Here is a 20685-nt window from a genome sequence, read left to right as displayed (position 1 = left end):
CCTACGCGAAGATAACCACGATGATGGCGGTGGAGATCAGGAGCGCCACCGCCCAGAAACGGTAGTTCTTCCACAGCGGCGTCCCCCGCAGCTCCTCGGTCTCCTGGGTCCAGTACTCCGTGCTCCACGTAACCTCTCGCACCCGCTCCATATCCCGCGGCGGCCCCGTCAGGAGGCTGATGCCTACAAGCACGGTGGCGCTGACAGCGAAGGAGATACCGGCGGCGTACAGGAACTGTATCGGGGCCGAGTCGGGGATAACCTCGTTAATAATGAAGAAGAACACCCCGAGCGGGATCATGCCAACCAGCGTGACAAAGGCCGCGAGACCGTTGATCCTGGGCCAGAGGATGCCTATGTAGAACACCGCGACTATCGGCGGGACCACGTAAGCGAGCACGGACTGCAGGTAGCCGTAGAGCGACTCGAACGAGGCCAGGGTCGGGGCCCAAATGCAGGCCACGATCAGCGCGCCAACGGTGGTGATCCGTCCGATGTTCACGAGAGCGGCCTGGCTCGTCTGGGGCCGGAAGTTCTGCACGAAGTCCATCGTGACCAGGGTGGAAGCCGAGTTGAGGATCGAGTCCACGGTGGAGGTCACCGCCGCTATCAGCGCCGCGAGCATCAGGCCCCGGATTCCGATTGGCAGGAGGTCGAAAGCCAGCGTCGGGAACACGAGGTCCGGGTTGTCGAGGTTCGGATACAGTCCGAGGGCGAAGGTACCGGGCAGGATGAACAGGAACAGGAAAGCGAGCTTCATAAAGCCCGCGAATATGGAGCCCCACCGGCCATGATCCAGGCTCCGCGCCCCGAGTGTGCGCTGCACGACGAGCTGGTTGGTCGTCCAGTAGTACAGGCCATTCAACAACACCCCGAGGAACAGCCCCGGCCAGGGTAAGGCATCGTCGCCAGCCGGCAGTATCAGGCTCATCTGATCTTCCGTAGCGGCTGCGGTGGCCTGCTGCCAGCCACCCGCCTCGATCAGCACCAGGATAAACACCAGCGTACCGCCGAGCATTACGACGGAGGCCTGTATCGTGTCGCTTACCATCACGGCCGAGAGCCCGCCTATAACCGTATAAACGCCCGCCAGAACCGCAAGACCGACGACGATCACGAACAATGAGAAATCTGGGAATAGTACCCGGAAGGCGATAGCGCCCGCGTATAACGCGGCTGCCATGTCTATGAACATGTTTGCGAACAGGTTGAACCCGGCGAAGGCCATCCGGCTCCTGCCGTCGTAGCGTCTACCGAGGAACTCGGGGAGCGTGAACACCCGCGAGCGGAGGTAGAACGGCAGCAGGAAGAAGATGAACAGAACCAGGATCACGGTCGTCATCCACTCGTAGGCATAGACCGAGATGCCCTGCGCATACCCTGCCCCGGCCAGCCCCACGAAGCTAGCGCCGGAGGCGTTCGTAGCTATGAGCGAGAAACCTATCAGAGGCCAGGTGAAGTTTCGGGAACCGAGAAAGTAGTCTTCGGAGTTCTCGTTCTTGCCTCGGAAGAATAACGGTATGAGCCGGCTGAGAGCCAGATAGATAATGAATACGGTTATGTCTATGCCGGTAATCTCGAACTGTCCTGACACTCACCCTCCCCTAGATAAAAGGCGTGGCTCTCACCCCGCTCTTTGTCACCTCCCCAGCCGGAATGGTGCGGCTTACGCTCGCCCCGTTTCCCAGGTTTCTCTCTTCCCCTGAAAGCCCCGGCGTAAAACTGGCAGCATTGTACGCCACATTGTCACCAGAGTCATCAAGCGTGTGCCGGAGCTCATCCGGCGGTGGCGGCGAGAAGAGAGGCGAAGCCTTCCCGGAAGGTAGGGTAGATGAAGGTGTAGCCCGATCCGACGAGCCGGGCGTTGCTGCAACGCTTGTTGGTGACTCTGTCAGAGCGCTCGCTGGAGCGCCCGCTGGCGCGTCCGCTAGCTCTGGTCTCCGGGCTCTCTTCCTCCCTGGCCTCTGGATGGTTCTCGGCGAGCCACAGGGCTATGGAGTCGGGGGTCGAGGGCTCGTGGTCCGCTCCCAGGTACAGCGGGTCCGGGCGGTCGAGTAACATGAGATGCCGGAGGGCTCCGGCGCAGTCATCGCGGTGGATGCGGTTGGTGTACCTCGGGGTACTCTCCGGCTCTCCGGAGAGCGGGTAGCGGCGGGCGCGATCGAGGGCTCCGGTGCGCCCGGGACCGTAGATACCCGCGAGCCGGAGCGCCACGGCGGGGAACGGAGACCCGAGCAGCACCTCCTCGCCTTCCAGCAGGTAGCGGCCCGTCCCGGACGGCTCCGTGGTAGAGGTCTCGTCCACCCACTCGCCGCCGCTCTGGGCGTAGACGCCGGTGCTGGAGGTGAGCAGCAGGCGGCGCGGCTCCTGACCCCGGGAGCGAAGGGCGGAGATCAGGTTGGAAGGCCCGAGCACGTAGGCGTCCCGGTAGGCCCTCTCACGCTCCTCCGCAGTACTCTTGCCGGAGATACCCGGAGACGCGGTGTGAAAGACGTAGTCGAGCCTCTCGGGAAGCCCTCTCTGGAGGGAGTCCGCGTCGGTGAAGTCCGCCGCCACGGGACGTACCCCGGGTGGGAGATCCCGCGGGTTGCGACGCAGACCAAAAACCTCGTGTCCCTCCTGCACGAGTAGCTCCGCCAGGGCGCACCCCACGTAGCCGCAGCCCGAGATCAAAACCCTCATTCTCTCCATCCTCCGAGTCTACTACGAGCCCGGCGGATGTTAGCATCGGTCCATCGTACGAACGGCCGTACATCTGTACACAATCGCGAGAACCCTCGAAAAGGAGAACCCGGTGGAAGGCTCAGGTTCCCGGCACCCGGACACGGACCCCTCGGACGTCCCCAGCGACCGGGAGCGGGCATTATCGTATCTGGAAGGGCTGAACGAGGAGACGATGAACGCCGCCTGGGGAGATCAGAGGACACCCGAGGAGCGGCGCCGGATAGTGCAGGCGGCCCTGATCCTGGGCCGCAAGCTGGACGAGAGGCTCGCGCAGCGAGGGGAGGATCTCCACCCGGATGAGGCCCAGAGGTTCCTGATGTCGCTGATCAACGACACCATAACGGAGTTCGCCCGGCAAGAAGGCCTCGACTCCGAGGCCGCCACGGGCTTTCTCAGCGACGTCGGCACCCGCGACCTGATACTGGAGCTAAACGAGGTGCTGGAGGCCTCCCGGGAGAGCGGGCTTCCGCTAGACGATCAGCTACGCCAGATAGTCGGAGACCGTCGGGAGCGGGCTATCTGGTCGGACCACTGGAGCTCTGGCTGATCTCGCTCTCAATCTCGGTCTGATCCGGGGATTTGGCCGCGTCTGCAGAGCCTCGCCGGACTGGTTCTCCCCCGTCGTAGCGATGCTCCAGCGTGCGGCCCGGCAGATATATGATGTTCAGCCACAGCACGAACGCCACGGCCGCCACACCCACAAAAGCCGCGAACTGCCAGATCTCGGATGTCATCCATCCCCTCTCAACGTGTCAGACTCACCCACACCTCCGCGATTGCCAGTACAGCATAATCCGCCGCCGGTCACCTGGTTGTTAACCTCTTAACCTGGATAAAGTCTCCTGTTAAACGGTTAACCCGGCAAGCGCCGGGGAGACCGCTACCCGCCGTCGAGGCTCTGGCGACGCCCGATGGCGGGCCGTTTTGCCGGGCCGGGGAGCCCCGAAAAAGTGCGCCAGAGTGCGGGAGCCAGGATGCCGGGCCGGAGCATGGCGGCCGGGCTGCGCAGGACGTTCTTTACCTCGAACATGGTTTTCACGACCGCCGGGCTCTCGGTGGCGAGCGCCATCACCTGCTCCGAGACGCCGTGGGCGAGCCGCCGCGGGGCGTTTAGGTCCTCCAGCCCGCTCGCCGCCCACTGGGAGTCGTTGGAAGTGGTGGTGGTCCAGCACGGCGAGACGGCTTTTACCTGCCGGCCGTGGAAGCGCCGCCCAAAACGCGATCCGGGCCGCGAGAAACCGGACCCGGCGAGGCAGTCCTCCAGGACGTTGGCGGAGAGGGCGGCGGCGGTCATCCCGGTGCCGTAGGAGGGGTTCAGGGTGGTCGCGGCGTCGCCGGTGACCAGGAACCCGGCCGGGAGGCTCATCTTCTCGTAGTGGAGCCTGCGGTTCGCGGTGCGGCGGTAGCCGTAGACCGGCGAGACCGGCTCCGCAACGGAGATGGCCTCGTGGATGATCGGGCTCGGAAGGCTCGCGGCGAACTCCTCGAATCTGGCGGGGTCCGTCGGCGGATGGTCTCCGCCGCTACCGGTCAGCACCGCGGTCCACAGCCCGCCTTCCACCTGCCGGAGCGTGCCGCCCCGGGGATTATCCGGCCACTCGGGCAGCACGGCCAGCGAGAGCCAGTCCTCGCCGTTCTCTCCGAAGCCCTCCGGAACCCGGTACCAGCGGCTGGCGTAGCCGAGGCCGGCGTCAACCACGGTCTTCTCCGGGACGCCGTAGCCGAGCTCAGAGAGCCACCGGGGGGCGCGTGAGGACTGCCCGCTGGCGTCCACCACGAGCTCCGCCCGTACCTCTCCCTCTTCGCCGCGGCGGTCGCCCCGCATCCTGGTGGAGACGCCCCGCGTGGCTCTGTCTTCCAAGAGCAGTCCGGTGGCCTCCACGTCGCTCAGGAAACACACCGCCGGCTCCCGCCGCAGGCGCTCCCGGATCACGGCCTCCAGCAGGGGCCGGCTCGCGGCCCGCATGGTTATGCCGCTCTCGAAGCGGGGCATCCTGCCGGACGACATCTCGGTTACGGTATCGGCGGTCTGATCCAACCCCGGCGCACCCGCGGCCTCTAGCTCGGCGTCCAACCCGGGAAAGAAATGCTCCAGCAGCTCCGATCCCCGGGTCGCCAGGCTGTGCAGGTGCCGCCCCTGCGGAACGCCCTTGCGAAAGCGGGCCTCTTGCGCGTCGTCGGGACTCCCGTCGCGGTCCAGGATGGTAACGCGTCCGAAATGGCGCGCCAGAACCCGGCCCGCCAGCAGACCCGAGATCCCGGCCCCTATAACCAGCGCCTCGCCGTCGGGACGCTTACCGGCTGGAATAGCTCTGGAGCCCGGGCTTCTCGTGTTTCTCATGCACGAGACTCTAGCCTCCGGCGGCCCGGCTTGCAGCGAATAGTTACACTACGCGACACTATGTGACGTCCGGCTCAGCACCGCTCCGGAACCGGGATTATTCCGTTTTTATGCTATGCTGATTCGCCAATGAGTGGCCGGTAAATGCTCGCGGCGCGCCTGGAGCCCGGGCCGGACGAGCGGCGGCCGGGTAGGCGATCACCGGAGGAGAGACCAACTGCAAAACGCCGGACGCAAGGACATTGCGGAGGTTACGGAGAGTCTAAAGAGACGCGCCCTCTTCGCGCGCACCATGTTGACCCACCCGAGGCAGGTGGGAGCCGTCTGGCCGACCTCCCGGCCCGCGGTAAACGACCTGCTGGATCTCGCGGACTTCAGAGAGGCTCGCACCGTGGTCGAGTTCGGCGCGGGCACCGGGGTGTACACCAGGGAGATACTGAACAGGCTGCGCCCCGACGGGCGGCTTTTGAGCTTCGAGCTGGACGGAGACCTGGCCTCAGCGGTCTCCGCCCGGCTCGCGGACTCCAGGATGCGCGTGATCAACGACTCCGCCGAGCTCGCGACGCGCTACCTGGAGGAGTACGCGGGGGGTAAGCGGGCGGATATCCTCGTCAGCAGCGTGCCCTTCACCTCGCTCCCGGCGGAGACCAGAGACGGCCTGCTGGACGCCGCCCGCGAGGCGCTGAGGCCGGGCGGCAGGATGCTAGTCCTGCAGTACTCGAACTCCGTGCTGTCCGACCTCGAGAGGTTCTTCGGCCCGGTACGCAGGCGTATCTCCCCCGTGAACCTGCCCCCCGCCTTCCTGTTCGCCTGCGACAACCCCGGGGCGGACCACTCTTGACGCGCCGTAGCTGGGAGGCAGCCCGGCCCTACGTGGTGGCTCCGGTGCTCGCGGGGCTCCTCTTGCTGGCGCTCGGAAAACGCGCCGGGTGGCTCGGGCTGGGAGCCGGCGCGACGAGCCTGCTGTTCTTTCGCGACCCGGAGCGGAGGCTGGACCCGGAACCGGACGTGGCCTACGCCGCGGCGGACGGCTACGTAAAGAGCGTCGAGGAGGTAGAGGAGACCTCGTTTCCTGGCGGCAGGGCGCTGCGGGTAAGCACCTTCCTCTCGCTACACAACGTCCACGTAAACCGGAGCCCGGTGGCGGGTGAGATCTCCCGGATGGAGGAGATGGGCGGCGGGTACGCCCCCGCATTGTTCGCGGGCTCGGAGGAGAACTACGGCAAGCGTGTCGAGATAGCCGGCGAGCGGGGACCGGCGGTCGTGGTACAGAAGGCGGGCATGATCGCCCGCCGCATAAGCTCCTGGACCAGCGTCGGAGACCGGGTGGGTCCCGGCGACAGGATCGGGATCATACACTTCGGCTCCCGCACGGACGTCCTCCTGCCCGCCGGGAGCGCCCAGGCCCTGGTACGCCCCGGCCAACGCGCCCGCGCCGGGCTGACCCCCCTCTTCAGGTATCATGGAGACCGGGATATCCGTGAGCCAGAGAGCGAGTAGGCTTGCTCAAGGCGCTACCGAACATAGCCACCTGCGGGAATCTGATCTCGGGCTTTCTCGCCCTCCTGATGGTGACGCAGGCGAACTACGAGCAGGCGGTGCTGCTGGTCGCCCTCGCCGCCGGCTTCGACATGCTGGACGGGGCGATAGCCCGCCGCTGCTCGACAGCCGGGGACTTCGGCTGCAACCTGGACTCCCTCGCCGACCTCGTCTCCTTCGGCGTGGTGCCCGCCTTCGCGTTATACATGAGCCAGCTTTACACCCTGGACGGTCTGGGGATAGCGGTGTGCCTGATCTTCCTGGTCGCCGGGGCCATACGCCTCGCCCGCTTTCCGCTGGTCAGGGCCCCGGACCACTTCCTGGGCCTCCCGATCCCCCCGGCGGGACTGGCGATGGCCGGGCTCGCCGTTCTGGCCCCTCCGGTCGGGCTCTCCCTGTTCTCGGCACTGGCTCTGGCCGCGTTGATGGTCAGCCGCAGGCCGTTCCCGAAGCTCTCCGCCCCGGCAGGACAGAGCAACCGCCTCAGACGAGCCCTGCACAAGCTCTCAGCCCGCAAGAACGAGCCCGCAGAGCAGCACAACCGGTGAACCAGTGAGCCAGAACCGCCCGCCGTCCGGTCAGCTAGGTGCTCGGACCATCGCGCTCACGGGCGCGGTATCCGGCGCCGTCGCGATGGCCCTCCTCTGGGCACTGGCATCCGTGGCCCCGCTGCTACTGGCCCTCCTCGCCGGCGGCCTGGTATCCGGCGCCGGTGGAGCATTCACCGCCTCGCGGCTGCGCCGGGGGCCGGCGGGGGCGAATCTGGCCGGGCTCTACGCACTGGCGGGGGTATTGATCGTCGCCGTACCGCTACTACTCCTGGGTCCGGGCTCTCTGACCGGGGTACAGGTGATCCTGTTCGGCCTGGCGCTCGCGGCGATCTCCGCAATGGGCGGCCAGATCCAGGGCGGACGCTAACGCGCTTCCGTTAACGCGTCTTCGCTAGCGCGCCCAGTCGTCGGAGGCCAGCAGGCCGGAGAACTCCCCGACGTGTGGCTCGTAGAGCATCGAGTAGTGGTTGGTCTGCGGCAGGCGGGTCTGTGACCGCAGGTCGAGCGCCCCGGCCATCGTCCGCAGTATCTCGTCGGAGATGAGAGGCTCGCTCTCCGGGAAGAACCCGGCCCCGGCGGCGGCGAGCGCCACGGGACAGCCCACGCCGCGAAGCTCATCCGCCGTCGGCGAGCGGCCCGAGAGCCACTCGGAGTCCTGCGAGGCGGCCGCCGGGGAGCACTTCGGGCTGTACCCGCCCTCCACCTCCCCGAGGTCGTAGAGAAAGTAGTCGGCCACGTCGGGCGGGAGGTCGTCGGGGGTCAGCCCCTGGCCGGGGAACCAGAACTCCAGGTAGTCCTCCGGGCTCTCGAAGGTCATCTCCAGGCGGCGGAAGGCGCGGGCCAGCCCCTCCCGCGTGGCCTCCGCCTCTCTGAGCTGCTCCTCGGTCATCTCCTCTGGCGGGGTCTGCGGACGCGGCCAGCCGCCGTCGAGCAGCACGAGGCTCCGCACCCTGTCCGGGTATGAGAGCGCGGTCTGGATCGCCACGAACGCGCCCATCGAGTGCCCGGCCAGCGCCGCGCTTTCGAGGCCAAAGTGGTCCAGGATGCGCACCACGTCCTCGGCGTGGGCGTCGAGACCGTAGCCGACCTCCGGCTTCTGGGAATCGCCCCGGCCCCGGAGATCGGGCGCGATCATGGCCCGATCTCCGGATATCCGGCGGGCGGGCGCGTTGAAGGCGCGGTGGTGGGCGGTGATGCCGTGCAGGGCCACCACCGGGTCGGCAGAGGCGGATCCCGTCTGGGGCCCGCTCACGCCGACGGCGAGCTCCGCCTCCCCAACGTCACCCGGGACGCGTTCGGTGCGGAAGGGTGAGCCGTTCTCCGCCGCCATCCCGCTAACCGGCCGAAGCTTCGCCGGCGGCCGCCCGCCCGTCGCGCCAGGCGACGAGCTCCCGCAGCGGCCCGAGGTCGTAGTCGGGGCCGCCCACGCCGAGTATGAGGTGGGTGATGCCATTCTCCACGTAGCCGTCGGGGTCCGGGATCCGACCGGGGCCCGCCAGAATGGAACGCTCTATCTCTGATGGGTCGCGCCCGATGTCGCGGCAGTGTTCGTCCAGGACGCTGCTCTTACGGCCGGCCTCCGCGGGGTCTCCGAAGCCGTTCCAGATGTGGGCGTGCTCGGCGACGATGCGCAGGGTGACCTTCTCGCCCCCGCCCCCGATCATGACCGGCAGGGGCTGGCGCACGGGCGGCGGGTTCAGCTTGCCGAGCCGCTCCTCTATTACCGGCATCGAGGTCTTTAGGGCCCTCAGACGGTCTATCGCGGTGCCGAACTCGTAGCCGTACTCGTCATAGTCCTTCTGGAACCAGCCGCTGCCTATGCCCAGGATGTGCCGGCCACCGGATATGTGGTCCACGGTGCGCGCCATGTCGGCGAGGAGGCTGGCGTTGCGGTAGGAGTTGCAGGTTACGAGCGCCCCGAAATCCACCCTCTCGGTGACCTCGGCCATCGCCGCGAGCAGCGTCCAGCACTCGAAATGTTTGCCCTCGGGCTCGCCGTAGAGCGGGTAGAAGTGATCCCAGGTAAAGAGCGTATCGGCCCCGGCCTCTTCCACCTCGACCCATGCCCGGCGCATGTCCTCGTAGCTGGCGTGCTGGGGCTGAATCTGGGCCCCGACCCTTACCTCCATCGCCCGTCTCCCATCTCGTGAAGCCCGGGAAATCCCGGTGCCTTTCCGGTCCTACTAGACCTTACTCGACCTACTCATCCGAGTCGCCGCCGTTGAGGGCCTGCACCTCTTCCTGCACCGCGAGCCTGACCCAGCTCAGGGACCCCCAGGGGATCAGGACCGGTTCACTGACCTCGGCTTCCTTGTAGGTGCAGACCACGCCCCAGTCGTTTATCCCCTCCAGGTTGACCAGCTCGGCCTCGGTGGAGGTGGCCCTTGCGACCATGACCTCCCGGCCTACCCAGCGCTCCGGCATCTGCTTCTCGGACAAAACTTCCTCCTAAAATACTATTCTCCGGTATCGTCGAACAGCCGGCCCCGGTCCTAGCCAGAGCCTCGACTCTTGCAGCCTTACAGCCTAACAATCCCGAGAGCCCGTGTCGCGTATAGTCGCGTATAGTCGCGTATAGTCGCGTATACTCGGGGCGGATACTCCGGTATACGCCCGCTGGCTCCCGGAGCCGCCGGGGCTTTTACCGGAGCTCACCGGTTCACAGGGAGAGGTTCGAGTGCCGAAAACGGGTCTTACGGCGCTCGTCGCGGTGATCTGCGCGCTCTCGATCTCTTGCGGGAGCGCCGGCTCGCCCGGCGGCGATAACGAGAGCGCTCTGCTCAAGATAGGGTCCGCCGAGTGGCGCGGAGGCTCCGAGCCGAGGGTCGTGGTGGACGGCGAGTGGGGCCTGGGAATCTCCACCCCGCCCTCCTGCAGCCTCGTCGAGGGCCGGGATGGAGGGCAGGTCTCCTGGTACGAGCCAGGGGGGCAGATAGAGCTAGACGGACGCCGCTTCAGCCAGGTGTTCGTCCGGAACCCGGACGCCGGGAGCCGGTCCCAGCTGGACCCCGAGGCAGAGTACTACGTGAGGTGCACCTCTAGCGGGGACACCGGCAAGTCCAACGAAGCCCTCGCGCCGGTCGAGGGCCGGGTGCCCGGCTCCTGAGCGGAAGAGAGCGGCAGCCGCCGGGCGGCTTCCGTTATCCCCGCTCCGGGGTTATTCTGGGGTAGAGTCTGAGGCTATCCGAGAGTCGGCCAGGAGAGGAGGAAGGGGATGCTGGACGGGATCATGCCCGCCATGATTACGCCTTTCGACGAGCGGGGCGAGATAGACCCCGAGGCGACCGAGACCGTGGTGGAGCGCTCGATCTCGGCCGGGGTGGACGGCCTCTCCATCCTGGGCAGCACCGGGGAGTTCCCGCACCTGGAATTCGAGGAACGCCGGGGCTTCGCCGAGCGGGTGATCGGGCTGGTAAACGGCCGGGTAAAGGTCGTCGTCGGCGTGGGCTCCGCGAGCACCCGGGAGGCGGAGGAGCTTGCCCGCCACGCCGGGGACGCCGGGGCCGACGCCACCCTCTGCGTGCCGCCCTTCTACTTCAAGCTCGGGGAGAGGGCGCTCTTCGAGCACTTCTCGGCGGTATCCCGGGCGGCTGACGTCCCGATGCTCGTGTACAACTTCCCGCTCCTGACCGGCGTGGAGATCTCGCCGGAGTTCGTCTCGCGCCTGGCCACGGAGCTGCCGAACGCGGCGGGCCTCAAGGACACGGTCACCGAGCACACCCACACCCTGGGCGTGCTGAACGAGGTAAAGCCCACGGAACCGGACTTCTCGGTGCTCGTCGGGTTCGAGGAGCAGATCCTGCCCAACCTCCTCGCCGGCGGCGACGGAGCCATAAGCGGCCTCGCGAACGTCGCGCCCGAGCTATTCGTAGGGCTCGTGCGGTCCTTCAGGGAAGGGGATCTCGAAGACGCGGCGGATCGGCACCGCCGCATCCTGGCACTGCTGGGGCTCGGCGGGCTCTCAGACCCGGTGGTTGGCGCGGTCAAGGCGGCCATGCAGCGGCTCGGGATCGCGGTCTCCCCGGCGGTCCGGGGGCCGGCGCTCCCCCTGCCCCGGGATTCCTACGCCGAGCTGGACGGGATACTGGAGTCCGCCGGCCTGCGGGTGGCGAGCGTTTGAGCCCGGTTCCCCGGATATGCCCGCAGAGAACGTGAAAGCCATCTTCTTCGACGTCTTCGGAACCGTCGTGGACTGGCGCGGCGGCGTGATCCGGGAGGGCGAGCGGCTCGGTGAAAGGCACGGGCTACCGGTAGACTGGGCGGCCTTCGCCGACGCCTGGCGCGGCGAGTACGCCCCCTCCATGCAGCGGGTGCGCGGCGGCGAGCTCCCCTGGACCCCGCTCGACGGCCTGCACCGCGAGTCGCTCGATAGGCTGCTGGAGCGGTTCGGGATCACGGGTCTGTCCGAGAGGGAGAAAGAGCACCTGAATCACGCCTGGCACCGGCTCGACCCCTGGCCGGACTCCGTGCCCGGCCTTACGAGGCTGCGCGAGGAGTACGTCATCGCCCCACTCTCCAACGGCAACGTCTCGCTGCTAGTGGACATGGCCCGGCGCGCCGGTCTGCCGTGGGACGTGATCCTCTCGGCCGAGCTCGCCCGCCGCTACAAGCCCGACCCGGAGGCGTACCTCGCCTCCGCGGCCCTGCTCGACCTCCCTCCCACAGAGGTGATGATGGCCGCCGCCCATCCCGACGACCTCCGCGCCGCCGCGGCCCTCGGCTTCCGCACCGCCTACATCCACCGCCCGCACGAATGGGGGCTGCGAGCGAAGCCGCCCGTGAAGCCCGCCGACTCGGAGTTCGGCCTGGTCACGGAGAGCATCGAGGAGCTGGCGGACCGCCTGACGTAACGCCGTCCCGGCCGCTAGACGGGGCTAGACCAGCGAGAGAACGGCGGAGATCGCCGCCCCGGCGCCGGTGGCCAGGATCAGGGCCAGCGTCAGGTTTCGGAAGGCCCTCTCAGAGAACCTGCGCATCAGGGCGGTGCCCGCGACCTTGCCGATGAAGGCGGCGGGGGTAAGGGCCGCCGCGAACAGCAGGTGGCCCGGCTCGATCAGCCCGCCGAGGTACAGCGCCACCAGGCTTGCCAGGCTGGTAAACACGAAGTATAGGGCTATGTTCGCCCGGAAGGCGCGTTTGGGCATCCCCCTCGAAACCAGCAGCAGGATGACCGGCGGGCCGCTTATACCAACCGAGGTGGCCAGCAGACCACTCATCCCGCCTATCACCCCGTCGCCCCACCGGCTACGGGAGCCCGGCAAGCGCACGCCACGAAACAATAAAAGCGCGGACACCACGACCACTACACCGACCGCCACCCGGATGTAATCCGGGTCCGTCGCCCGCAACACCTCGACCCCGAGCACGATCCCGAGCAGGGCGAAGGGCAGCAGTAAGCCGATGGATTTGATCTCCACGTCCCGCCGCCCGTCGTAGGCGACGTTCATGGTCGTGAAAACGGAGAGCGCGACGTTGACCGGGATCACGGTCGCAGGATCGTACACCAGGAGTAGCAGCGGCACGCATACCAGGGCGAACCCGAAGCCAACGAGCCCGGAGACCGCCCCTGCGGTGAACACGGCGGCCACGGCCACCAGCACCGCCGGCTCAAGCAGTTCGAGCACAGCCTGCGTGCCCGTTATCCCCTCGGTGGAGTCCGGAGAGGCCCGCCGGCCGCGTTAGCCGTGCTAGCCGCGCAGGGCCCCGGCATAGAGACGCTCCCAGGCGTCCATCTCCGGGGTGAAGTACCGTACGCGGGTCTTCTTGTACTCGCGGGTGGAGTAGAGCGAGGTGTAGTCGCGCACGCCCGTCTCGTCGGCCATCGCTTCGAGCACCGTCTCGCACTCCTCGACGCTGCGGCCGTGGACCATGGAGAAGACATTGTACGGCCAGTCCTCGTAGGTCGGCCGCTCGTAACAGTGGCTTACCGCCTGATACTGGGCGAACATCTGGCCGACCTCGTCCACGCGGTCCTCGGGTACCTGCCACACGCCCATGCCGTTGGCCTTGAAGCCCGCCTTACGATGGTAGAGCACGGCGGAGAAGCGGCGCATGATCTTACGCTCCCGCAGATCGTAGGCCCTCTCCAGAAGCTCCTCATAAGAGAGCCCGACCTGCTCGCCCCACAGGTCGAACGGGCGCGGCGTTAGGGGGATGTCCTCCTGTAGCGCCTTTATCGCGGCCTTGTCATTCTCAGTTACGTTCTTGTCGGCGGCGGCCCGGTCGTTCTCTCCGTAGGCCGGGGCCTCTTTCTTGGCGGTCGCACCCTGGTTCATGTCCAGGGTGACCCCGATCTTGAACAGCTTCAGGGTCGGCAGGACGCGGGTCTTCTCCGCGCCTGAGATCTCGTGCAGCACGTTTACCGTGCCTTCGAGCCCGAGCCGGGAGTCCGGCGGGACGGCGACCGTGTACCAGAGGTTCAACTCGTTGTTGCGCTCGTAGTTGTGGGAGACGCCGGGGTGGGAGTTTATGGCCTTGGCTCCGGCGTTCAGCTTCTCTGGCGGGATCTTCGCCGCCACCAGCGAGGAGTGGTAGCCAAGGACACGGGTGTCGAAGATGGCCGAGATCTGACGTATCACCTTGCCGCGCTTGAGGGTCTCGATGCGCCGGATCACCTCGTCCTGGGCGATGCCGATCTCACGCCCAACGGCCGCAAATGGCTCGCGTTCCAGTGGGAACTCCCGCTGGATATAATTCAGTATCTCCTTGTCGGTGCTGTCCATCATGCGGCTACTGGAGGCTGTGCTGACCAAGGTGTAAAAAGCCCTTCTCGACGTTTTTCCGGTTACCCTGCCTGATCTGATAATAGCAGGCGATACTCCTACCTCATATGAAGTTCTTTACTCACCCCGCAGCGGCCACGCCCGGGGGAATATCGTTGTTTCTCCCGTTAAACCTTAACTATATACGCTAGCCCCCGTAAAACGCCACCTGGAGACCCACCTACGATCGTCTCCGTGGCGGCTACTACCCTCCGGCCGGGGTTACTTTCAGTAGCCGATCGTCTTCCGGAGCGGGGTTCCCCCGGCCATCACGGTTGCTGGTAAGCACGTACAGCGCGCCTCCGGGCCCCTGCTCCACGGTCCTGAGCCTGCCGTACTCCCCACCGAGGTATTCCCGATGCCGGGCAACCTCGACGGGCTTTCCGGGCGCGAACTCGACCCGGTGCAGCGACTCTCCGGCGAGCCCGGTAAACATCAGGCTGTCCGCCCAAGCTCCGTCCTCGACGTACTCTGCTCCGCTGGGGGCCCAGGTTTGTTGTCCGCTGTGCAGGATGGGCGGGGTGAGGCCGGAGGCGTTCTCGTCGCCCTGTATCTCGGGCCAGCCGTAGTTTTTTCCAGCCTCTATAAGATTCAGCTCGTCGTGGGCGCTCTGGCCGTGCTCGGGGGCGTAGAGGCTGCCTTCATCGTCCCAGGCGAGGCCCTGCGGGTTGCGGTGACCGTAGGAGTAGACGGGCGAGCCGTCGAACGGGTTGTCGTCCGGCACGGTGCCGTCGGGGTTTATACGCAGGATCTTGCCCGCCAGCGCGTCGCGGTCCTGCGCCAGACTCGCCTCCGAGACGTCGCCTATCGTCGCGTAGAGCTTGCCGTCCGGCCCGAACGCCAGCCGGCCGCCGTTGTGGATGGAGGCGGCCGGCATGGAGAGCAGCGTCTCCTGCTCCGTGGCCCGCCCGTTCTCTTCCAATAGCCGCGCGATACGGTTCTCCGGGCCATCATCCGTCTCGGTAGAGTAGTAGGCGTACAGGGTGTCGTTCTGCTCGAAGTCCGGGTCGAGCGCGAGGCCGAGCTGTCCGCCCTCCCCCATCTCCTCGGCCCCGAACTCGGCGTAGGGCTCTTCGCGAAGCTCGCCGCTCTCGATCACACGCACCACGCCGGGCCTTTCGGTCACGAAGATGCGCCCGTCCGGCGCAAACGCGACCTCCCACGGCGTGTCCAGGTTTTTGGCGACGGTCTCCACCTGCAAGCCGTCCACCGTCCTGCTCTGCGTGCCCTCGGCTCCTGTAGTCCCTTCTCCGCTACTCGCGCTCCCGGCGCCGCACCCCGCCACCAAAAACACCACGAGCACCGGCAGCAGGGCACGCAAGAGGCGCAAGCCTAGCTCCGCTTCTCCATAATCTTCTGGTACTCGGCGTAGACGTTCTGTACGTCCTGCCACACCTGGCGCTTGGTCTGGTTTAGCTCCTCGCCCTGCTGGCGCAACACGTAGGCCGGGTGGAAGGTCGCCATCGCCATCGCGCCGTAGGCCTCGCGCCACTGGCCGCGGTCGCGGGTAATCTTGAAGTCCTTGTCTATTATGGTCTTGGCCGCCGGGCCGCCGAGGCAGAGGATAATGCCCGGCTTTATCGTCTCGAACTGGGCCTGGAGGTAGGGGTTGCAGGCCCGGATCTCGGTGGTGCGTGGCTGGCGGTTCTTCATCTTGCCACCCTCCTCGACCGCCGCCCGGCACTTCACCGTGTTCGTGAGGTAGACCTGATCCCGCGTGAGATCCACCGCCGCCAGGATGTCGTCCAAGAGCTTCCCGGCTCGCCCGACGAACGGCAGCCCGGTCGCATCCTCGTTCGCGCCCGGCCCCTCGCCCACGAGCATCAGCGGCGAGTACGGGTCCCCCGAGCCGAATACGGTATTCGTGCGGCTCTGCGAGAGATCACACTTGGTACAAACCGCCACCTGGCGGGAGAGATCCTCTAGCCGCTGCTCCCGGTCCTCGCCGCTTTCGGCGGCGTCAAAAAGGCTGTCCAAAGCTCCTCCATCCCCTCCGTCCAATCTTACCCCGGTCCTGCATCGAGAGCCGCGCCAACGAGCCGCCCCCGGAGGCCAAGAACGCCATGCCTGGTGATTCTACAACGCCTCCACTCGCGAGCCGACGACGGATTTTTGTACTTCAAGATACTTTGACTATGGAACACCAGAATCTGTAGAATACGGTGCAAGGGTGATATTCGGGGACGTTTCGCGAGTTTCGTGAAGTGTCCTTGACGTTGTACTTTCAGGCTCTGTCTCAGGGGCTGGTTTCGGGAGGAGGAAGGTTTTGGTTAGAGGAAGAGTAAGGAGATCCGGCGCGGCGCTGGTGCTGGCTCTCGTAACCGCGCTGGCGCTCACCGCCTGCGGCGCGCCGCAGGGCTCGGGTGGCGGCGGAAGCGGTGGCGGCGGGGGCGAGACCAACTTCCAGTCCAACCTCCAGCTCGGCACGGGCAGCACGGGCGGTGTGTACTTCCCACTCGGCCAGGAGCTGGCGAACATCTGGGAAGACAACGTGCAGGCCGAAAACTTCGGCGTAAACGCGGTAGAGACGGGGGCCTCTGTAGACAACCTGGCCAAGATCTCCCGCGGCGACCTGCAGCTCGGCATCGCGCAGAACAACACCGGCGTGCAGGCTGTCAACGGTGAGGGCGAGTTCGACGGCAGCGAGATCCAGAACGCGGGCTTCATGGGCCAGCTCTACCCGGAGGCTATACAGGTCATCACCCTGGAGTCCACCGGCATAGAGTCCATAGAGGACCTCGAAGGTAAGCGGGTCGCGGTCGGCCCGCCCGGCGGCGCCACGAGAGAGGCCGCGGACCTCGTGCTCGGGGCCTACGGGATAGAGGACTACCAGGCCACCCAGGAAGGCTTCGACGACGCCAAGGCCAAGCTCCAGGACGGCAACATAGACGCCTCCATAGAGGTGCTCGGCGTACCCGGTTCCAGCGTGCAGCAGCTAGAAGCCAGCACGGGCGAGGCGGTGCTGCTGCCCATAAGCGAAGAGGCAATCTCGAACATCGAAGAGGAAAGCGGCTACGAGTCGTACGAGATACCGGCAGAATCCTACGATTTCCTGGACGGCCCGGTACAGACCGTCTCGGCCTTCGCCTGCATGTTCGGCTCCACCAATCAGGTTAGCGAGGACCTCGGCTACAAGCTCACCAAGTCCATGTACGAGAACGCCGACCAGTTCACCCTGCCCCAGAAGGAGTTCATCACCGTCGAGGATGCCCTGACCGGCCGCGGAGAGCTGCCGCTGCACCCCGGCGCAAAGCGGTACTTCGAGGAGCAGGGGGTGCTGGACCAGTAGAACATTGTAGAGAAACCGGATACAGGCGTTACGGGCCACGTGAAAGTTAGAGAGGCCGGATGAGCCAGGCGGGCGAGGCTGTAGCCGAGGAGAGGGGCGGGAAGAGCGCCGAGGACACACTCCGGCAGTACAACCAGGAGAGCGCCTACCGCACCCAGCTCGGCATCTGGAAGTGGGTCGTGCTCGCCCTCGGCTCCGCACTGACGATCTTCCAGCTCTACACGGCGCTCTCGGGCACCTACAGCTCGCTCGTGCAGGGCGCAGTCCACGTCGGGGCGGCTTTTGGCCTGATCTTCTTGCTGTATCCGGCCAAGAAGTCCCTGAGCACCCGTCCCGGCGTGGTCTGGTACGACGTGGTGCTCGCGGCCCTGGCGCTGTGGACCAACTCCTACATAGTCATCAACTTCGAGCGGCTGACCACGGACGCTTTGATCTTCGGCTTCTCCACGCTGGACTACACGGTTGCCGCGCTCGGCATCCTTCTGGTGCTAGAGGGAACACGCCGTTGCATCGGGCTCCCGATAGTCGTTATCGCGACCCTGGCCCTGATCTACGGCCTCTTCGGACCATACATGCCGATCTTCGCCCACCCCGGCTTCTCCTGGGAACGGCTGGCGACCGAAACTTTCTTTAGCTCGACCTCGATCTTTGGCACGCCCATCCGCGTCTCCTCGACGTTTATCTACCTGTTCCTGTTCTTCGGCGTCCTGCTCGTGAGGACCAACATCGGGCAGTTCTTCAACGACCTCGCCTTCGGGGCGACGGGCCGCTTTACAGGCGGCACCGCCAAGGCCGCCGTCGCCGCGAGCGGCCTGCAGGGCATGGTCTCCGGCAGCTCGGTGGCGAACACGGTCGCCTCGGGGTCCTTTACCATCCCGATGATGAAGCGATCCGGGTTCCGCTCGGAGTTCGCGGCCGCCACGGAGGCCTCGGCCTCGACGGGCGGCCAGATCATGCCGCCCCTGATGGGCGCGGCGGCCTTCATCATGGCGATCTACACCGGGGTCCCGTACAACGAGATCATCGTCCTCGCCCTTATCCCGGCGGTGCTGTACTTCGCCGGAGTTTTCATGGGCACCCACTTCGAGGCCTGCCGGGCGGGTATCCGGGGACTGCCCAGGGAACAGCTACCCGCTCTCTCCGGGCTGCTAAAACGGATGGACCTGCTGCTGCCACTGGTCGTGATCGTGGGCCTGCTGCTCTCGGGGCGTTCCCCGGCCAACGCCGCGCTGTACGGCATCGCGGCGGCGTTTCTTTTGAGCCTGATCCGGCGCGAGACCCGGATGTCCCCGCGCGAGATGGCGACGATTCTGGAAAATGGGGCCCGCGTGGCCCTTCCGGTAATAGCGGCCTGCGCCTCGGCCGGGATAATCGCAGGCATGGTCACGACCACGGGTCTCGGCGGCAAGCTCGGCGGCGGAATCGTGGAGCTTGCCGGCGGTATCTTCTTCCTGGTGCTGATCTTCACGATGATCGCCAGCATCGTGCTCGGCATGGGCCTGCCGACCACGGCCAACTACGTCGTCACGGCCACGGTGGCAGCCCCGATACTGGTGCAGCAGTTCGGGGTGGAGATCATAGCGGCCCACATGTTCGTCTTCTACTTCGGCATCGTGGCCGACATCACCCCACCCGTGTGCCTGGCGGCCTACGCGGGGGCCGGTATCGCGGGCGCGAACCCGATGCGCACCGGCGGCAACGCTGTCAAGATCGCGATAGCCGCGTTTATAGTCCCGTTCATCTTCGTCACCAACCCGGTACTGCTGCTCCAGGGCGCGACCGCGGCGAACCTCATACCGGCGCTGGCGACCGCGCTGCTCGGCATGACGGTCATAAGCGCGGGCATGATGGGATACTTCCTGGCGACCTCTAATCTGCTCGAGAGGGCCGTGCTGCTGGGTGCCGGGGTGCTGCTCATCTATCCGAGCCTGCCGCTCTCGCTGATCGGGCTCGCGCTCACGGCCGCGCTGGGTCTCTACCAGTATCTGCGCAAACGCGGGCGCGGGGACGACACGGAGCCCAAGGGCGATGCGGGGGCTGGTGGCTCAAGCCCGGAAAGCTCGAGCGCGGACGTTCCGCAGGCTTGACGGCCGGTTATCTGACCCGGCTCTGTGTCGGCTGTGGCCGCTGCGGGTCGCCCTCGCCGGAGCGCCGCTTGAGGAAGAGGTTGAGCGCGTAGAGGGCGAGGCCGATCGCGATCAGGATACCCGCCCTCAGAAAGTCGCCGCCGTCTTGCTGGCTGAGGAGCACGAGGGCGGCGATGGACCCGAGGATCGGGATGGCCGAAGGCGCCCGGAAGTGGCTGTGACGCACCCGGTTGCGGCGCAGGACCAGCACCGTGGCGTTCACTACCGCGAAGACCGCGAGCAAGAGCAGCGTCGTGGTCCCGGCGAGGTCCACGAAGTCCCCGCTGAACAAAACCAGCGCCAGCGCCAGCGCGGTGGTAAAGAGGATGGCTACTATCGGCGTGCCGCGACTCTGGTCCACCCGGCCGAAGGCCGACTGCAAGACTCCCTCCCGGCCCATGCCGTAGATCACGCGCGAGGCGATGATCAGGTTGATGAGCGCCGTATTCGTGATCCCCACCAGCGCGGCTACTGAGAACAGCCCCGGCGGTACCGGCAGCGGCCCGGCCTCCACAACCTCCAGAAGCGCGGCGCTGGACCCGGACAGTATCCCGATCGGCACGACCAGCGCGGTGACGATGACCACCACCAGGTACAGCCCGGCCGCGGTCAGCAGCCCGCCGAACAACGCCCGCGGATACACCTGGCTCGGGTTCCGGGTCTCCTCGGCGATGTTTGCCGAGTCCTCGAAGCCTATGAAGGCGTAGAAGGCCAGCACCGCCCCGCTGAACAGCGCGAAGCCCAGGGCCTCGTCCCCGGACGTCTGGAAGGTAAACGGCCCGCCGAAGTTCACCTGCCCCGTCAGGATCGCCAGGAGCCCGATCAGCACGATTATCACCAGCCCGGCGACCGAGATGATTACCAGCACCGCGTTGATAGTTGCCGAGCCCCGGATTCCGAGGTAGTTGATCACGGCCAGAATCAGCAGGAACGCCACCGCGATAAGCACGTTGCCAACTCCCTCGAAGGTCCCCCCGGTCAGCGCCGAGAGGTAATCCCCGCCGAAGGCCACGGACAGACCGCTCGCCGAAGAGAGCCCGCTGCACATCACCGCGAAGGCGATGACGAACGAGAGCAGCGGAATCCCGTACGCCCGGTTCACGAAAAGCGCCGCCCCGCCGGCGCCCGGATACTTCGACACCAGTTCCGCGTACGAGAAGGCGGTCAGTATCGCCACGATGAATGCTATGAGGAAGGGCAGCCAGATCCCACCCCCAACCACTCCGGCTACCTCGCCAGGCGCGGCGTAGATCCCGCCGCCCACGATGTTGCCGACCACGAAAGCCAGCAGAAGCGGCAGGCTGACTACGCGCCGCAGCCCCCCGGAAAACTCCTCTTCGCCCCCCTGCGAGCC

At 66.4% G+C, this 20685-nt stretch carries 22 protein-coding genes; 10 read left to right on the top strand and 12 right to left on the bottom strand.

What is annotated here, in order from left to right; translation table 11 throughout:
* Position 1: 1 nt before the first annotated feature.
* The gene (locus ABD53_RS15200) at positions 2 to 1594 is read right to left on the bottom strand and encodes a sodium:solute symporter family transporter (RefSeq protein ID WP_047866678.1); all 1593 of its coding nucleotides are present in this window, start codon (positions 1592 to 1594) and stop codon (positions 2 to 4) included.
* Between the two features lie 182 nt (positions 1595 to 1776).
* On the bottom strand, positions 1777 to 2682 hold the full coding sequence (locus ABD53_RS15195) for an NAD-dependent epimerase/dehydratase family protein (RefSeq protein ID WP_047866677.1): 906 nt from the start codon (positions 2680 to 2682) through the stop codon (positions 1777 to 1779).
* A gap of 112 nt (positions 2683 to 2794) precedes the next feature.
* Here ABD53_RS15195 and ABD53_RS15190 point away from each other — a divergent pair, with 112 nt between their 5' ends.
* Entirely contained in the window at positions 2795 to 3271 is a 477-nt protein-coding gene (locus ABD53_RS15190) for a hypothetical protein (protein ID WP_047866676.1), read from the top strand.
* Here ABD53_RS15190 and ABD53_RS17070 read toward each other — a convergent pair.
* Both ABD53_RS17070 and ABD53_RS15185 read right to left on the bottom strand, forming a co-directional pair.
* Positions 3240 to 3458 (bottom strand): hypothetical protein, encoded by a 219-nt coding sequence (locus tag ABD53_RS17070; RefSeq protein WP_152670809.1) that lies wholly within the window; start codon positions 3456 to 3458, stop codon positions 3240 to 3242. The genes ABD53_RS15190 and ABD53_RS17070 overlap by 32 nt on opposite strands.
* A gap of 146 nt (positions 3459 to 3604) precedes the next feature.
* A complete protein-coding gene (locus tag ABD53_RS15185; protein ID WP_053058161.1) occupies positions 3605 to 5065 on the bottom strand; it encodes an FAD-dependent oxidoreductase in 1461 nt (486 codons plus the stop codon).
* Positions 5066 to 5198: 133 nt separating this feature from the next.
* Between ABD53_RS15185 and ABD53_RS15180 the strand changes: the two genes are divergently transcribed.
* Genes ABD53_RS15180 through ABD53_RS15165 form a run of 4 tightly spaced genes read left to right on the top strand, consistent with a single transcriptional unit; the run spans position 5199 to position 7522 of the window.
* On the top strand, positions 5199 to 5906 hold the full coding sequence (locus ABD53_RS15180) for a class I SAM-dependent methyltransferase (RefSeq protein WP_235401693.1): 708 nt from the start codon (positions 5199 to 5201) through the stop codon (positions 5904 to 5906).
* Entirely contained in the window at positions 5903 to 6565 is a 663-nt protein-coding gene (locus ABD53_RS15175; RefSeq protein WP_160309716.1) for a phosphatidylserine decarboxylase, read from the top strand. Before ABD53_RS15180 ends, ABD53_RS15175 begins: the two co-directional genes overlap by 4 nt.
* A 2-nt stretch (positions 6566 to 6567) precedes the next feature.
* Positions 6568 to 7152: a CDP-diacylglycerol--serine O-phosphatidyltransferase gene (gene pssA / locus ABD53_RS15170; protein ID WP_053058159.1), complete on the top strand. Its 585-nt coding sequence runs from the start codon at positions 6568 to 6570 to the stop codon at positions 7150 to 7152.
* A gap of 4 nt (positions 7153 to 7156) precedes the next feature.
* The gene (locus tag ABD53_RS15165; protein ID WP_047866674.1) at positions 7157 to 7522 is read left to right on the top strand and encodes a hypothetical protein; all 366 of its coding nucleotides are present in this window, start codon (positions 7157 to 7159) and stop codon (positions 7520 to 7522) included.
* A 24-nt stretch (positions 7523 to 7546) separates the two neighbouring features.
* Here the strand turns inward: ABD53_RS15165 and ABD53_RS16265 are convergent, their stop codons facing one another.
* The 3 genes from ABD53_RS16265 to ABD53_RS15150 all read right to left on the bottom strand — a co-directional run bounded on the left by ABD53_RS16265 (position 7547) and on the right by ABD53_RS15150 (position 9594).
* On the bottom strand, positions 7547 to 8485 hold the full coding sequence (locus ABD53_RS16265; RefSeq protein WP_053058158.1) for an alpha/beta fold hydrolase: 939 nt from the start codon (positions 8483 to 8485) through the stop codon (positions 7547 to 7549).
* Positions 8486 to 8489: 4 nt separating this feature from the next.
* Entirely contained in the window at positions 8490 to 9284 is a 795-nt protein-coding gene (locus ABD53_RS15155; protein WP_047866673.1) for an LLM class F420-dependent oxidoreductase, read from the bottom strand.
* Between the two features lie 70 nt (positions 9285 to 9354).
* On the bottom strand, positions 9355 to 9594 hold the full coding sequence (locus tag ABD53_RS15150; RefSeq protein WP_047866672.1) for a hypothetical protein: 240 nt from the start codon (positions 9592 to 9594) through the stop codon (positions 9355 to 9357).
* Positions 9595 to 9832: 238 nt separating this feature from the next.
* On the opposite strand from ABD53_RS15150, the gene ABD53_RS15145 reads away from it, so the two are divergent.
* The 3 genes from ABD53_RS15145 (at position 9833) to ABD53_RS15135 (ending at position 12005) form a co-directional block, all read left to right on the top strand.
* The gene (locus ABD53_RS15145; protein ID WP_047866671.1) at positions 9833 to 10261 is read left to right on the top strand and encodes a hypothetical protein; all 429 of its coding nucleotides are present in this window, start codon (positions 9833 to 9835) and stop codon (positions 10259 to 10261) included.
* A 108-nt stretch (positions 10262 to 10369) separates the two neighbouring features.
* On the top strand, positions 10370 to 11275 hold the full coding sequence (locus tag ABD53_RS15140) for a dihydrodipicolinate synthase family protein (RefSeq protein WP_047866670.1): 906 nt from the start codon (positions 10370 to 10372) through the stop codon (positions 11273 to 11275).
* A 16-nt stretch (positions 11276 to 11291) separates the two neighbouring features.
* The gene (locus ABD53_RS15135; RefSeq protein ID WP_047866669.1) at positions 11292 to 12005 is read left to right on the top strand and encodes a haloacid dehalogenase type II; all 714 of its coding nucleotides are present in this window, start codon (positions 11292 to 11294) and stop codon (positions 12003 to 12005) included.
* A gap of 24 nt (positions 12006 to 12029) precedes the next feature.
* On the opposite strand, the gene ABD53_RS15130 is transcribed toward ABD53_RS15135, so the two are convergent.
* From ABD53_RS15130 to ABD53_RS15115, 4 genes are all read right to left on the bottom strand, one after another.
* A complete protein-coding gene (locus ABD53_RS15130; protein ID WP_047866668.1) occupies positions 12030 to 12779 on the bottom strand; it encodes a sulfite exporter TauE/SafE family protein in 750 nt (249 codons plus the stop codon).
* Between the two features lie 63 nt (positions 12780 to 12842).
* Complete coding sequence (ahbA, locus tag ABD53_RS15125; protein ID WP_047866667.1) at positions 12843 to 13880, bottom strand: siroheme decarboxylase subunit alpha; 1038 nt, start codon at positions 13878 to 13880, stop codon at positions 12843 to 12845.
* 241 nt (positions 13881 to 14121) lie between these two features.
* A complete protein-coding gene (locus ABD53_RS15120) occupies positions 14122 to 15246 on the bottom strand; it encodes a PQQ-dependent sugar dehydrogenase (protein WP_047866666.1) in 1125 nt (374 codons plus the stop codon).
* Between the two features lie 2 nt (positions 15247 to 15248).
* On the bottom strand, positions 15249 to 15893 hold the full coding sequence (locus ABD53_RS15115) for a uracil-DNA glycosylase (protein WP_047866665.1): 645 nt from the start codon (positions 15891 to 15893) through the stop codon (positions 15249 to 15251).
* A gap of 289 nt (positions 15894 to 16182) precedes the next feature.
* On the opposite strand from ABD53_RS15115, the gene ABD53_RS15110 reads away from it, so the two are divergent.
* Both ABD53_RS15110 and ABD53_RS15105 read left to right on the top strand, forming a co-directional pair.
* Positions 16183 to 17205: a TAXI family TRAP transporter solute-binding subunit gene (locus tag ABD53_RS15110; RefSeq protein WP_053058156.1), complete on the top strand. Its 1023-nt coding sequence runs from the start codon at positions 16183 to 16185 to the stop codon at positions 17203 to 17205.
* Positions 17206 to 17264: 59 nt separating this feature from the next.
* Complete coding sequence (locus tag ABD53_RS15105; RefSeq protein ID WP_084709750.1) at positions 17265 to 19292, top strand: TRAP transporter permease; 2028 nt, start codon at positions 17265 to 17267, stop codon at positions 19290 to 19292.
* 7 nt (positions 19293 to 19299) lie between these two features.
* Here the strand turns inward: ABD53_RS15105 and ABD53_RS15100 are convergent.
* The coding region (locus tag ABD53_RS15100; protein WP_047866663.1) for an APC family permease at positions 19300 to 20685 on the bottom strand (1386 nt) is incomplete at its 5' end.

Origin of the sequence: Rubrobacter aplysinae (genome assembly GCF_001029505.1) — a bacterium.
GTDB lineage: Bacteria > Actinomycetota > Rubrobacteria > Rubrobacterales > Rubrobacteraceae > Rubrobacter_A > Rubrobacter_A aplysinae.
The sequence above is the reverse complement of the archived record's forward strand: the minus strand, read 5'-3'. Positions and strand labels throughout refer to the sequence as shown.

Coding starts and splice junctions, on each gene's coding strand:
- ABD53_RS15195 (WP_047866677.1), bottom strand. CDS start 2,682: ATGAGGGTTTTGATCTCGGGCTGCGGCTACGTGGGGTGCGCCCTGGCG.
- ABD53_RS17070 (WP_152670809.1), bottom strand. CDS start 3,458: ATGACATCCGAGATCTGGCAGTTCGCGGCTTTTGTGGGTGTGGCGGCC.
- ABD53_RS15185 (WP_053058161.1), bottom strand. CDS start 5,065: ATGAGAAACACGAGAAGCCCGGGCTCCAGAGCTATTCCAGCCGGTAAG.
- ABD53_RS16265 (WP_053058158.1), bottom strand. CDS start 8,485: ATGGCGGCGGAGAACGGCTCACCCTTCCGCACCGAACGCGTCCCGGGT.
- ABD53_RS15155 (WP_047866673.1), bottom strand. CDS start 9,284: ATGGAGGTAAGGGTCGGGGCCCAGATTCAGCCCCAGCACGCCAGCTAC.
- ABD53_RS15140 (WP_047866670.1), top strand. CDS start 10,370: ATGCTGGACGGGATCATGCCCGCCATGATTACGCCTTTCGACGAGCGG.
- ABD53_RS15135 (WP_047866669.1), top strand. CDS start 11,292: ATGCCCGCAGAGAACGTGAAAGCCATCTTCTTCGACGTCTTCGGAACC.
- ahbA (WP_047866667.1), bottom strand. CDS start 13,880: ATGATGGACAGCACCGACAAGGAGATACTGAATTATATCCAGCGGGAG.
- ABD53_RS15105 (WP_084709750.1), top strand. CDS start 17,265: ATGAGCCAGGCGGGCGAGGCTGTAGCCGAGGAGAGGGGCGGGAAGAGC.